11 protein-coding genes are annotated in these 14,234 nt (G+C 64.5%); all 11 read left to right on the forward strand.

The features are described from left to right. The first annotated feature begins 428 nt into the window (after positions 1-428). The 11 genes from rfbC (at position 429) to ACYOEI_RS00780 (ending at position 14,144) form a co-directional block, all read left to right on the forward strand. On the forward strand, positions 429-1,151 hold the full coding sequence (gene rfbC, locus ACYOEI_RS00730) for a dTDP-4-dehydrorhamnose 3,5-epimerase (RefSeq protein ID WP_462847332.1): 723 nt from the start codon (positions 429-431) through the stop codon (positions 1,149-1,151). A gap of 247 nt (positions 1,152-1,398) precedes the next feature. Continuing rightward, a complete protein-coding gene (locus ACYOEI_RS00735; protein WP_462847333.1) occupies positions 1,399-2,388 on the forward strand; it encodes a hypothetical protein in 990 nt (329 codons plus the stop codon). Between the two features lie 64 nt (positions 2,389-2,452). Then, positions 2,453-3,232, forward strand: a complete 780-nt coding sequence (locus tag ACYOEI_RS00740) for a glycosyltransferase family 2 protein (protein ID WP_462847334.1) — start codon at positions 2,453-2,455, stop codon at positions 3,230-3,232. Positions 3,233-3,316: 84 nt separating this feature from the next. Next, complete coding sequence (locus tag ACYOEI_RS00745; RefSeq protein ID WP_462847335.1) at positions 3,317-4,363, forward strand: hypothetical protein; 1,047 nt, start codon at positions 3,317-3,319, stop codon at positions 4,361-4,363. 189 nt (positions 4,364-4,552) lie between these two features. Beyond that, complete coding sequence (locus tag ACYOEI_RS00750) at positions 4,553-5,428, forward strand: methyltransferase domain-containing protein (protein WP_462847336.1); 876 nt, start codon at positions 4,553-4,555, stop codon at positions 5,426-5,428. Positions 5,429-5,506: 78 nt separating this feature from the next. Then, positions 5,507-7,924, forward strand: coding sequence for a glycosyltransferase (locus ACYOEI_RS00755; protein ID WP_462847337.1), 2,418 nt, complete (start codon positions 5,507-5,509; stop codon positions 7,922-7,924). Positions 7,925-8,125: 201 nt separating this feature from the next. Continuing rightward, positions 8,126-9,637, forward strand: coding sequence for a methyltransferase domain-containing protein (locus ACYOEI_RS00760; protein WP_462847338.1), 1,512 nt, complete (start codon positions 8,126-8,128; stop codon positions 9,635-9,637). Between the two features lie 421 nt (positions 9,638-10,058). Beyond that, on the forward strand, positions 10,059-10,355 hold the full coding sequence (locus ACYOEI_RS00765) for an EsaB/YukD family protein (protein WP_462847339.1): 297 nt from the start codon (positions 10,059-10,061) through the stop codon (positions 10,353-10,355). A gap of 60 nt (positions 10,356-10,415) precedes the next feature. Next, the gene (locus tag ACYOEI_RS00770) at positions 10,416-11,180 is read left to right on the forward strand and encodes a ubiquitin-conjugating enzyme E2 (RefSeq protein WP_462847340.1); all 765 of its coding nucleotides are present in this window, start codon (positions 10,416-10,418) and stop codon (positions 11,178-11,180) included. A gap of 130 nt (positions 11,181-11,310) precedes the next feature. Further along, positions 11,311-12,555: a HesA/MoeB/ThiF family protein gene (locus ACYOEI_RS00775; RefSeq protein WP_462847341.1), complete on the forward strand. Its 1,245-nt coding sequence runs from the start codon at positions 11,311-11,313 to the stop codon at positions 12,553-12,555. A gap of 185 nt (positions 12,556-12,740) precedes the next feature. Continuing rightward, a complete protein-coding gene (locus ACYOEI_RS00780; protein WP_462847342.1) occupies positions 12,741-14,144 on the forward strand; it encodes a Mov34/MPN/PAD-1 family protein in 1,404 nt (467 codons plus the stop codon). Positions 14,145-14,234 lie beyond the last annotated feature (90 nt).

Raw genomic sequence — 14,234 nt, forward strand, 5'->3', positions numbered from 1 at the left:
GTCGCTTTGCCGACCCCTCAGACCATCGTTTGCCCAATCTCCGAAACCCGTCGGATCTCGTTGAGAGATCGAACCTTGTTGACATCACGGGCGGGGTTGTCCGGGTGGAGAGCGCGAGTCTTTCGTGGCGTGGGCATCGCCCACCGTGGCATTCCCGATGCCGGTGGGCGATGCCCACCCTACGAAAGGCAACCTGCCGGGATCCACAACGACGTCCCGAGTGAGGTTGTCGACATCGAATGCAACAGAAACCCGTTCTTTAAGAATAAAACAGATTTCAAGTGAAACACTTCGTGATGCTTGACTGAGCCCCACCCCCGGACCATTCGATCTCCAAGCAAGTCGGGCCGACTCTTCCCCATCCTTCCCCTATCTCGGAGGGCGGCGAATGCTCCCCTGCGCCAGGCGCGGGCGGGACTTGCCGCGGCATGATGAATCTGATCGAGACCCGGTTGGCGGGCGTCGTGATCCTCGAGCCTCGCGTGTTCCACGACTCTCGCGGGTACTTCATGGAGACGTGGAACCGGGCGAGGTACGAGTCGTTCGGCCTACCGGGGACCTTCGTGCAGGACAACCTGTCGTCGTCGGTCCGAGGTGTGCTACGGGGACTGCACTACCAGCATCCTCGGGCACAAGGGAAGCTCGTGACCGTCCTGAAGGGGGAGGTCTTCGACGTCGCCGTGGACATCCGGGTCGGCTCGCCCACGTTCGGCCAGTGGGCCGGCGTGACACTCTCCGAGGAGAACAAGCGGGAATTCTACATCCCGCCCGACTTCGCCCACGGGTTCGTGGTGACGAGCGAATCGGCCCTGTTCAGCTACAAATGCACCGAGTATTACGACCCGAAGGGCGAAGCGAGCCTTCTCTGGAACGACCCGGGCATCGGGATCGAGTGGCCGGCGGACACGCCGCTCCTCTCACCGAAGGATGAGGCGGCACCTCGACTCGAGGAGATCCCGCTTGATCGACTCCCCCGATTCTCGACAGGGGACGTCTCCTCCGGCACGTTCGTCCGCGAGGGCGAGGCCACGGAGGAGGGTCGCCGGAAGCGCTGGGTCGAACAGCCCGGGGCCCCGGTCGCTGGTCGGCCGTCGTCCTGGCGCGTCACGCCTCGCGACGAGGCGACAACGACGCTTCCCTCCGAGAACTGAAGGCCGGCGATGGGCCGACGGCTCGGCGATCGAGGCATACTTCGATCGCCGAGCAAGCTGCATTGACCGATGTGGAGGGCAAGGCTATAGTCCCCCCGCCACCTCGAGCTTGCCTCATGTGAGGGACAGTGACGGACGCGAACGAGCAACACCGCGGCCCTCCCAGCGAGCCGCCGGCGGATCCTCGACGTCCTCGAGCGCAGATCCTGTCCTCGACCCGCCACCCGCGTGAGAAGCGAGACCGACCATGAAACCGGAACCGGCCGAAAGAGCCCACCGTCGAGCGCTCATCGTCATCCCCGGCACGGTGAACTACTTCTACAACCTCAGCGGGAGGCGGATCGCCGAGGCGCTGGGGGAACACGGTTTCGCGGTGGAGATCCGGACCCTCGCGGAGTGCTCCGAGGTCGGCGAGTACGACTGGTGCCTCCTGTCGAACATCACCGAAATCCTTCATAACTTCGGCGAGGAAGGGCCAGGACTCGAGCGAATCGCCGCGATCCGCCGTCGATGCCGGGCCATGGCCTCGCTCTCGATCGACTGCGTCTCGACCCCCTGGTATCACAAGATCCGAAACCTGGGAGCGCGGGCAGGCGTCGAGACGATCCTCGACCTGGGCCTCCAGGACCAGTCCGAAGCGCTCGCCCCCTCCGATCGGCCCGGATATCAGTTCGTCTTCTCGGGGCTGACGCCGACCGAACTGTCGCTCCTCGGCGAGCTCGACCGCCGCGATTCGGAACGGACGGTCCCCTGGGCCTTCGTCGGCCACGTCACGACCACCCGCGCCGCCCTCGTCGACCACATGATCCAGCACGTCGACCCGAGGGGCTTCGTCTACATCCCGGCGGCGGCCCCTTATACCGAGAAAGGGTCGCCCCACCTCAATCAGCAGCAGTTCGACCGCGTGCTGGATCGCACGCGTTATCAAGTGTGGTGCTCCCACCACGCCCACTTCTACATGGAACCGGAACGGTTCCGGACCTCACTGCTGACCGGAGGCGTCCCGATCAAGGTTGTGCTCAACCGCGACGAGATCCCGAAGTCGGCCCCGCTCAGCTACCTGATGCTCGAGGCGCACGAGGTCGTCGAGCGGATGCGAGAGAGCGTCTTCCCCCGACTTCGCCGCGTATTCTGGCAGGACTGGGGGCGGTTCCCGACGCTTGCCCAGGAGTTCGGTCGCATCCTCGAGGCGTCCGGCATCCAACTCAAAACGGCCGCGAGCGCCCGGGCGGCATGATCGGCCGGGTTTGTGCAGACTTCAGTCGATGACCTCACCAGACGGAACTGAGAGGGGACGGGGCATGAATGCTCAGCCGGGCGTCACGATCGCGATCCCGAACTGGAATCACGAGATCCTCCTCCCGCGTGCCGTGGCGTCGGCGATGCGATCGCTCGCCGCACTCCGGGACCGGGGGATCCCGGGCGAAGTCGTGGCGATCGACGACGCCTCTCGCGACGGCTCACTCCCGCTGCTCCGCCGCCTCGAAGCCCGCTACTACAAAGACGGCTTCCGGCTCCTCGCCTTCGAGTCGAACGGTGGCCTCGCCGCGAATCGGAACGAGATCCTCCAACGTTCCCGATACCGTTACGTGACCTTCCTCGACGCGGACAACGAACTGATCCCCGAGAACCTCCCCTACTTCGTCAAGACGCTCGAGGACACGAAGGCGGCCGTCGCCTACGGGAACCTGCTGATCCGCTCCGCGGCGGCCGAGTGCTCGCACTACGTCGTCAGCAATGAGAGCATCCAGTCCAAGATTTTTCTTGGCAATTATATCGATGCGTTTGCACTCTTGGACCGGGTCCAGCTCCTCGACGTGGGGGGATACGACGTCTCGTATCAGGCCCTCGAGGACTGGGAGATGTGGATCCACCTGACGACGAACGGGCGCCGAATCGTCTTCGTCCCGATGGCGTTCGGCTACTACTACGCGCTGCCGAGCTCGATGGCCCTGGATCCCGCCAAGGAACACGCCTCGTTGAACAAGATCCGACGAGTCTTCAACCAGGTCGGGACGAGGGAACACCTCCGGTCGAACACCCATCAGCTCCGGTATCACCCGGAGATCGGCTACCTCTGAGTCGGCCGCGCACGGTCGTCTCGAGCGGACGCCCGCGACCGAGGATGCCCCGGCGAACATCGTTCGAGCGCGAAAGGGATGTCGATGAATCCGAAGCTCCAGTCGAAGCGTTCCTCCAAGCCGTCCATCATGACGGTGTTCGAGCCGGTCGAGGAATACTGGGCCTCGTTCGAGGGGCTCGACATCCAGGGCCGGCCGCTCGAAGAGGTCTTGAATCCCTTCGACGCATTCCTCACCCACTTGGTCCTCGAGTTCACCCCGGGGCTCCCCCTCGTGGTCGACCTCGCGGTCGAATCGACGGGAGGCGCCAGCTCGTTGATCGGCCTGACGCACCCGCACGTCCGCGGGGTCCTCGCCGTGTCCGACGGCGGGACGGTGTCGGCGGGGAGGACACTCTCGGCCCTCAAAGTCTATTTGCGGAGCCGACCCGCGGGCCACGCCCCGCTCGACGTGACGTCCCGCGAGGCGTTGGCATCGAGCCTCGTTGATGAGTCCCGAATCGCCATCCTCGTCGACGCGAGGGAGGAAGACTCCGAGGACCTTTCGCAACAGTTGCAGTCCTGGACCGACGAGTATCCCGACGCCCTCATCTTCGTCTTCGGGCTCGGCAGAGTCGGCGAGTGCCGAGGCATCGAGGCGATCCAGTCGGCCTGCTCTTCGAGCTCGTCCCGGCGGTTCTGGTTGATGAGGGAATTGGAAGAAGTCTTCGCGGGGAGCGACCTCGCACTGGTGGCTCGGAACGACCATCCCCACCTCGCGGACGTCCTCCAGCGCATTCAACTCCTCCACGCGAGCAACTACAACTATCTCGATCTCCTGAAGTCGCACAATCAACTCGCGATGCAGCAGGCCCGGGTCGACGACAACGTCTTCCAGACCCACCCGCTGTCGGCCCCGCTTCGTGCCGAGTTCGAGGCCTTGAAGCGTTCCGCCGAGGAGTCGCGAGGGCGGGGCGACGAGCTCGCCCGGGCCCTCGAAGCGGCGCAAGCCGAGCTGAACGAGTTGAAGCAGCAACGACTCGCCCGCCTCATCGTCAGGAAGGTCCGCCGGAAGCTGGCCCCCTCGATCGTGGGCAAGGCCTGGCGGCTCTCCAAACGGGTCGCCAGGAAGGGACGGTCGTACCTTCGCTGAAGAAATGTCTCGAAACCCGGTTGGCTCGTAGGGCGAAATCGGTGTCCGGGATACCCGGTAGGGGGGCACCGCCCACCTGCCATTCCCGTCGACGGTGGGCGGTGCCCACCCTACAAAACACCAAAGGATGAAGATGCGACGCACCTGTCGCCAATGAGAGGCGGCGCACCAACGGAGAGGGAGTGATCCATGTCGGCGAACACCGCCACCTTGTCCCGGCTCGAGACGTTGCTCCCGTTGCTCGCCTGCCCGACCTGCCGAGAGGCGCTGCGTCTGGAGCACGAACAACTCGCCTGCAGCGGCTGCAACACCCAGTTCCCGATCTTCGAAGACCGCCCGAGCTTCCTGCCCGACGCGGGGAACCCACCGCGAGTCATGCCCGAGGGACATATCAGCAACCAACCGCCGAGGAATATCCTCGACTGGATGATCTGGTCCGAAGGGTGGATCCTCAACCTCGGCGCAGGGGGCACGCAGACCAAGCTCGAGAACTGCGTCGAGATGGAATATTCCATCTTCCGGAACACCGACATCGTCGGCGACGCCCACCATCTGCCCTTCGCCGACGACGCCTTCGACTCCGTCGTCAGCTTCAACACATTCGAGCACCTGGCGGATCCCGACCGGGCCGCCGCCGAGATCTACCGGGTGCTCAAGCCAGGGGGCAAGCTGATCGTCCATACGGCGTTCCTCCAGCCGGTGCACGAGCCCCCTTATCACTTCTACAACACGACCGAGTACGGCCTGCGTCGCTGGTTCCAGTCGTTCGACATCGAGTCGGTGTCGGTCTCCGAGAACTTCCACCCAGCGCACGTCCTGGGATGGCTGGTTTCCGAGATGCTCCGAGCCGTGGAGACTTCTCAAGGGAGGGCGGCGCGGGATCAGCTCGCGGGCAGTTCTCTCGAATTCTGGCGGGAGATGTGGGAAAACCCCGCCCAGCGGTCGAGCCCGGTCTGGGAGTGCCTGAAGAAGCTCCCCCAGGACGAGCAGAAGCGGATCTCGGCCGGGTTCCAGCTTGACGCCGCCAAGCCGCTCGAGCCTCGCGACGCGACGACTCGTCCTTGACGGGACTTCGCCTCGAACGCCCCCCGAGCGATTCGCCCCTCGCGGACGCTGAAGACTCGGAGAGGAGGGATCAACAGCATGAACGATAACCACGCACTGAAGGCGTCCCCCCCGCCGGGCCCCGGACGTTGGCGCGACCGCCCCACCGTCCATCGGGCCCGCCACCTGGCACGTCGGGTCGTCGGAAAGCTGCGTAGGGTCGGCGGACGGACCCTCCGGAAACTCGGCCTGAGGCCGACGCCGGTCCCTTCGCCGACACCTCCGCCCCAGCCGGCCAGGCCGAGGTGGCCCGATCGCGTGGGAGGGCCTCGCGTCCCTTCGCTCCGTTCCTTCCGGGTCATGTTCCTCATCCGGCCCGGGGTCTGGGACGCCGCCTGCATGCGCTACCGGGGGTACAACGTCGTCGAAGCGCTCAGGCTCTCGGGGATCGAGGTCGCCTACATCGACGACCGACACCTGGCCGAGCGGTTCGCCGAGGTCCTCTCCTACGACCTCATCATCTTGGTCCGCCGCCCGATGACCCCGGAAATGTCCGAGTTGCTCGACGCCGCGGCGGAGCTCTCGGTCCCCGTCGTGTTCGACCTCGACGATTATCTGTTCGACGAGGAGATCGTCCCCTACGTCGCGATGCTCCAACTCGCCCCGCCCGAAAAAGCCCGCGCCGTGGTGGCCGAATGGCGCGACATGCTGATGCGGTGCGACTTCTACACCGGGTCGACGGCCTACTTGACCGAACGCGCGACCGCGATCGGCCGAGACGCCTTCTTGATCCGGAACGGATTGAATGAGGCACAACTCGAATTGTCCCGGATCGCGCTGGAGCAGGTACGGCGGAAACCGCCCCGGTCCGGCCTCCGTCTCGGGTATTTCAGCGGGACGAGGACGCACCAGGACGACTTTCGCCAAATCGCGACGGTCCTGGTGAGCCTGCTCGAGGAGTTCCCGAACCTCGAGCTCGTGGTCACGGGCGACTTCGACCTGACCGAATTCCCCGAATTCGCCCCGTTCGAGGATCGCCTCGAGGAACGCCCGTTCGTCGACTGGCGGCGCCTCCCCGCCGAAATCGCCCGCGTGGACATCAACCTCATCCCGCTTGAAGTGAATACGTTCACCGAGGGGAAGAGCAACCTGAAGTACTACGAGGCCGCTCTCCTGCATGTGCCCAGCGTCGCCACGCCGTCGAGCGCGTTCGCTTCGAGCATCGAACACGGGGTCACCGGCTACCTTGCCCAGACCGACGACGAATGGTACGGATGCCTCCGGGCGTTGATCGTCGACCCGAAGCTCCTTCGAGACATGGGAGAACGGGCCTATCGGGATGCCCTGCGGGAATACGCCCCTCGCGTCGTCGCGGGCGAGGCCATCTCGGCCTATCGACAGATGCTGACGACCCACCGGCGCCGACTGGGCGTCCAAGATCAGGCCACGACCATCGTCGTCCTGGTTTCGGACCTCCACCAAGCGATCCAGGATCGCGACCCGGCGCTGACGCTGGCGCGAGAACTGGCCGACCTCGGTGCCGTCGTAACCTTACAACTATGCGACCAAACCTCGGGGCTCTCGGCCGAAGACGCGTGCCGAAAAATCGCCGAACTTGGGGATGAACCGACGTACGCCATCGAGTTCGGGGTCGAGGTCCCCTGCTGCGACGTCTTGATCGCGACGGACCCTGACACCGCCCGCCTTGCCAAACGTGCCGAAGGCCGGGCGATCCATCTCGCCTACTCCGTGGCCGAATACCTTCCGGGACGACTCCCCGAGGGTCCCGACCGGTCTCGTGCCGACGCGAGTTACGGCTGGGGCCTGGACTTGCTCACCTACGACCCGGCCGTGGCCGAACGGCTCGAGCGCCAAAACGGAGCCCGAGCGACCCTCCTCGGCCCCTGGTCGGAACGAGCGACCGGTCCGGTCGAGTGCTTCGACCCGACGTCGGTGTTGGCAATCGCGACGGGCCCGTTGCCCGAACACGTATGGCGTGAGGCCCTCGACGCCCTCGGTCGAGTCCACGCCCACCATCCCGAGATTGCCATCGTACTCGGCGGCCAGGCGGCCTCGCGAAGTCATCTCTGTGAGTTCCCGCACACCGTCCTCCCCGACCTCGTGGGCACGGAGTTCGAGGCGCGGATCGAACAGAAGCCGATTGGACTCGTCCTCAATCCGTCGGGCACTCCACGTTGGATGTTCGACCTGCTGGCAGCCGGATGCCCGATGGTTGCCCTCCTGGACGAATGGGGATCGCCCGGAACCCGCGCGGAGCTCGTCGACGGCTATCTGAGCGTGGGGGTGGAGGCGCGTCCGATGGCCGATGCGATCGAATCCCTGCTGGTCGATCGAGGGCGACGGACTCGCCTTCTGTTCAGGGCGTCGGAGCGGGTCCGGAACCTGGGAAATGCCAAGGAAACGGTCGAAGGATTCTTGCGGGGATTGGAATTAGCCGATAGTCAACGTCATCAGGACGTCTGTGGCACAAGTGGTCCCTTCGCCCACGTGGCGTGAGCAGGACCTCCCCCTTCGGGCCGAGGATCGGTCCACTGGGGGATTTCGAGCGACGACTTTGCTGGCCACGAGTCCGGATCGTTCCGGGGACACCCGAATCCGGGCACTTACCGTAAGTCCACTTCGCGGGGGGACGGTCGGCGCATCAGTGCCCCGAGTCCTCGGATCGAGTGATTCCTTCCCCCCCGAAGGAGAATCCCGATGAAACTCAGCGGCGAACGCTACTTCCCTCGGCTCACCAACCCTGAGCTGTTGCCGTTCGAACCTTTCATCTCCTACGAGCACTGGCACCGGTATTTCTACGCCGTGCCGTTCATCGCCGGCAAGGTGGTCCTGGACATCGCCTCGGGCGAGGGCTACGGCAGCGCCTTCCTCTCCGAACGGGCCGCCCGGGTCTGCGGCGTCGATGTCTCCGAAGAAGCCGTCGAGCATGCCAGCGAGCAGTATCGACGGGACAACCTCCAGTTCTTCCACGGCTCGGCCGAGCAGATCCCGATCCCCGGCGAACACGTCTTTGACGTCATCGTGTCGTTCGAGACCATCGAGCACCTCGACGCCGACGCCCAGGCCCGTTTCGCCGCCGAGGTCCGTCGTCTCCTGAAACCGGACGGCGTCTTCCTGCTCTCGACCCCGAACCGGATCACCTACAACGAAGGCGATACGCACAGCAACCCCTACCACCTGCACGAGTTCACCCGCGAAGAGTTCCTCGACTACCTCCGCGAGAGCTTCCAGCACGTTCATCTGCTCAGTCAGCATGTGTATCCGATGTCGTACATCTGGAACCTCGACCACCCCGGTGCGTCGAACATCGAGTACCAGATGACCCTCGTGGACGGCGGATTCCGCCCCTGCGACTCCGACCAGAAAGAGGTCGACTACCTCATCGCCGTCTGCACCAACCGCGACGAGGACCCTAACACCTCCGACTCGGTCCTCGTCGACCTGTCGGAGACCGCCTTCCGGGGGATCCGCGACCGCGAACGTTGGCAACTCAGCTCGCTCTTCCTCGACACGGGATTCAGCTTCCGCGCCGAGGAGGTCCGCCGCGAACAGGTGGAGTACAATCCCGAGTTCGAGGCCACGTTCATCCTGGACTCGCCCGACGCAATCAGGCAATTGCGCTGGGACCCGCTCGAGTCGCGGCTTTGCCTCGTCCACATCCGCGAGGTCGTCTGGGAAGACGACCAGGGGAAGTCGCACGCCCTCGACCTCGACGCGGTCACGAGCAACGGGGTTTTGATCGAACCGGGGACATTCCGGTTCGAGACGCTCGATCCGATGATATATCTCCCGGTCACGGGGGCCGTCACCCGATTGACGATCCGAGGTGAGTGTCGGATCGAGGGGGAGACGGGCTCGTTGCTCGGCCTGGAAAAAGCGATCGTCACCCGCAATTCTCAGCTCATCCAGCGCGACCACGAGCTCAAGGTCTCGATCGAACGGGTCATGACCCAGGACCAGTCGCTGGAAGAATACCGACGCCAATTGAAGGAAACGACCGATCGCTTCATCGCGGCCGAGCGTCGATTGCATGAGATCGAGCACACTCTCGGCCTGGTCCTGAACTCGAAGCGCTGGGCGTATATGAATCGCATTCGGTCGGTCTATCTCTACTTCTCCGACCTCTTCAATCGCAGAGGCACGCAAAACGGCCGTCGACACGGGCCGCACCGACTCCAACAACTCGGGAATCGGGCCGAACGGGTCTGAAGTCATTCCTCGCCGATGACTCTTGTGGCCCTCCAGGCCCCCTCCCTCCCACGAACAGACGTTCAGTTCATCGGGCGAGCCTCGTGCTCGCCCGAGCACGCGTTTCAAGCCACCGCTTCTCGCTCGACTCTCCTCGACCATATCTCACCCTTCGACAGTGGCGACCCCTCAGAATCCGAACGTCGTCGCCTCGTCTCGCGATTTCGATCCGGACTCGGCACCGACTTCCTCCATCCTTCGGACTCGCCAATCGACCGGTTCCACCTCCCGGTCACGATGCCAATTCGATCACTCGAGAGTTTTCGGCACCTCCTCGAGTGGATATCCTGGAACGGGGCGGCGCGGGCGCTCGACGATTCTCGTCTTGGTCGGTTAATAATGCCCGGTGTCGAGCGAATGATGGTGAGGAGGTATCTTAACCATGTCATATGGCGGAAATGCCGAACCGAGCGGGATCCAGGTCACTTTCCTGGACCAGACCGGGGCGAAGTCGGTCAAGGCGGTCATTGCCTTTAGCGTCCCCGTGAGCCGGATTCTTCCGAACATCATCACGAAGATGAATCTGCCCACGATCAGCCCCGACGGGCAGCCCATGAGTTATTCGCTCGACCATAAAGAGGGAGGGCGTCGACTCGTCGAGAGCCAGACCCTCGTGGAGGCGAGCGTCCGGAACGGCGACCACTTGATCGTCTATCCGGAAGTCGTCGCCGGTCGTTGACTCGTCGCGCTCCGGCGAGTCTCCCTCGAAGAAAGTCGCGGCGGGGAGTGAGCCCCTATCATGCACGAATCGCCCCGGATCCGTCGGCTCCGCAACGATCATGCGGCGATGGAACGCCTCCGTGCCGAGAGCTCCGTGCTCCGGTTCCGCGAGGCCGGAAAGCCCGCCCAGCAGTATGTCGTCGAGTTTTTGGGGAAAAGCCTGGCGCGTGAGCGAAGCAAGGTGGTGATTCGGGAGCGTCACGAGGTCGAGATCAAACTCGGCTCGTCGTATCCCCGAACCATGCCCGAGATCCGCTGGCTGACCCCGATCTACCATCCGAACATCTCCGAGATCGGGATGGTCTGCCTCGGAGGATACGGCACCCACTGGGTGCCGAGCCTCAACCTCGACGAGCTCTGCGGGATGTTGTGGGACATGGCCCGATTCCACAACTATGACATCCGAAGTCCGTACAACCGAGACGCGGCGCTCTGGGTCGCCAACCAGCGGAACTTCACCTTCCCGCTCGACCACCGGCCGCTTCGCGACCTCCGCGCCGCGCTCGGGAGGGTCGAACACGAGGGGGCCGCGACGCCCGAGTCACCCGCCGAACCGGATCCACCAGCGGAGCCGAGTCGCAAGGACTCCCGGGTCGGTCGCTACACCGACTTCCTCAAAAAGATCGCGGAGAACGGCGACGCGATCAGCCCGATTCGGTTGAAAGACGACTCCAAAGGCCCGATCGCGGAGCCCGAAGGGGTCATCATCCTCGACATGGAGGTCGACCTCCGCCCGAGGCCGGTCGCCGTACGGGCCGACGAAGAGATCGTGTTCCTCGAGTAGTCGAGCTCGACCCCGACTCCGGTCGCTTCGCCGCGAGGCCGGGTCGGCTATCGCCGTCCTCGGAGCCCTCGGGCCGGCGCCAGCCTCCGAGCCTCGCCGACCTTGCCCGATCCCTCGATGCGAGACCTCCATGGACGAGCCCCCGCTGACGTTTCTCGACGATCCCGAGCAACCGGAGGAACACGAGGACGCCGGCTCGGAGACGTTCGTCATCGACGACGATGACCGATATAGCCGGCTACGACTCATCCCCTGGTGGCGGCAGGAACGGCTCGCAGCCGCCAGGGTCCTGGTCGTCGGTGCGGGGGCGCTGGGGAACGAGGTCTTGAAGAATCTCGCGCTCCTCGGCGTCGGGACGACCTACGTCATCGACCTCGACTGCGTCGAGCCCTCGAACCTGTCGCGATCCGTCCTGTTTCGAGCCGAGGACGGGGGCCTCGCGAAGGCCGAAGTCGCCGCCCGCCGTGCCCAGGAAATCAATCCTGATGTCACGTTCGTCCCGATGCGCGGTGACGTGATCACCGAGCTCGGCCTTGGCTTGTTCGCGGATGTCGATGTCGTGATCGGATGCCTCGACAATCGCGAGGCCCGACTCTGGGTCAACCGCCAATGCTGGAAGGTCGGGACCCCGTGGGTCGACTCCGGGATCCAGGAGATCCAGGGGGTCGTCAAGGTCTTCGTCCCGCCGACATCCGCCTGTTATGAGTGCGCGATGACGGAGCGAGACTACCAACTTCTGAACGTTCGGTACAGTTGCCCTCTCTTAAGACGTGAAGACATCCTCCAAGGCAAGGTCCCGACGGCGCCGACGATCGCCTCGATGATGGGGGCCCTCGAAGTCCAGGAGGCGTTGAAGCTGATCCACGGCTTGCCGGTCGCCGCGGGTTCCGCCCTCGTCTTCAACGGGGTGACCAACCAGTTCTATTCGACGCAGCTCCCCTTCCGGGAAGACTGCCTAAGCCACGAGACCTACCCCGCGCCGGTCGAACTCCCGATCGGATTTCGCGACTCCGCCCGCGCTCTGTTCGAGGCCGCGGGGAAAACCATGGTCGGTCCGCTCTCACTCGGCCTCGACCGCGACCTGGTCGTCGCCGTCGACTGTCCCCGATGCGGTTGGAGGGCCGAGATCCTCCGCGCCCGGACCCGGGTCAGCCAGGCCGACGCGCAATGTCCGAACTGCCGTGAATTGGGGCGACCGGAGACACGGAACTCCATCTCCGAGGATTCCCCGCTCGCGGATCGGCCGCTCAAAGAACTCGGGATCCCGGCGTACGACATTGTGAGGGTCGACGGTGAGGAGACAACCGGCTTCTTCCTCCTCGCTGGGGATCGTGACGGGATGGCCTCCGGCTGGAGCTTGGGACGAGCGACGTGAGTCTGCGGACCGGGTTTTGAGCCGAGGTCACGTTCGTTGACGCTGGCAGGGCCCATCGGCGAGGATGTTGGGGTATCCGCCGGTCGGGGGTCGGACTCGTACGAGAGCACGCCGGGGTGGGGTCACAGGACCCTTCCGGGCATCTTCGGTCCGAGCCGAGGCCCGCAACAGGGGGGCGTGTCGACTTGAGCCACGACGAGATCGTCTTCGACGACGTCCAGTATCGCGAACCCGAACGGCGCCGACGGCCGGAACACGACGGCGGTTGGGCGTGTCTGGCCTATGAAATCCCGAAGGCCGACGACCTGCCGATCTACCTCGAACGCGGCACGGCGGACGTCATCGAGCGGCACGCCCTCCGGGACACGCGGGTCGAGCTCGGCGGCATCCTGCTCGGGAAAGAATGTGTTGATGAGACCTCGGGACGCCCCTTCGTCCTGATCGTGAAGTCGCTCGAGGCCAAGCACTACGAGAATACCCAGGCGAGCTTCACCTATACTCACGACTCGTGGGAAGAGATCACTCGTGAACGCGACCGGCTCCACCCCGACCTCGATATCGTCGGGTGGTACCACACGCACCCCGACTTCGGGATCTTCCTCTCGGGACACGACCTTTTCATTCACCGCCACTTCTTCTCCCAGCCGCTCCAGGTCGCGTACGTGGTCGACCCGATCCGTCAGACTCGGGGATTTTTCCGCTGGCGAGACGGGGGCCTCGACCAGGTCGGCGGCTTCCATATCGTCTCCGAGCGAGCCGATCGCGTCGCTCTCGCGCGGCTGGTCAACGACCTCGAGAACGTCCCCAACCCCGACGGCGGCGGAAGCCTGTCCCCTCGCCTGGAAGCGGAGTTGATCGCCATGTTGACTCGACCCCAGTCCTCGCATCTCTCGGCAACGGACCGGACGCAGACGGCCGCGATCTTCAGCCTCGCCGGGGGGCTGGCCGGCATGTTGATGTTCGCGATCTTGCTCTGGTTGTTCTCGATGAACAACCAACTCCAGGATCAGACCCAGGCGATCAAGGATCTGAACACGAAAGCCCTGGAGACTTCCTCCAAGCAGAGCCTCGCGCTCGACGCGTTGCTGGGCCAATCGACGGGGACGAGCGCCGAGAAGATCCTCCGCCAATACGAGCAGGTCATCCGAGAACGTGACCAGTCGTCTCGCGAGGTCGACCGCTGGCGGACGATCGACGCCGCCCTCAACGACCGTTCGCGGGCCTTGTTCGGCGAAAACCTCAAGCTGAAAGAGGAGCTGGGCAAGTCGAAGGTGGTGGTCGAGGCCTACAACGCCGCCAAGAAGGACTATCCCGACCTCCAAACTCGACTGAGCAAGATAAACCGAGACTCTGAGACGCAAGAAGCGGAGATCGCAAGACTCAAGCGTCTCCTCGATACCGTCGAGGGTCACCAGGCCGAGGAACTCGTCCGCAGATATGATCTTGCCTGGTATGTGGCGGCGGGAGGATGGGGGGTCGCGGTACTCCTGGTGCTGGGCCTGCTCACGCTGCTCGGGCGGATCAAGGGCGAGGACGCGCCCGACCAGGCCCCTCCCCCGTTGGGGACGCCGACGCACAAGATTGTTTGACCAGACTGGCGGCCGACACGCACTCGAGGGGCGTAAAGCCCGACGGAACCCCGCCACGCACCAGATCGCCTGAGCCCACCGAGATGAGCC

The organism is Singulisphaera rosea, assembly GCF_054877945.1.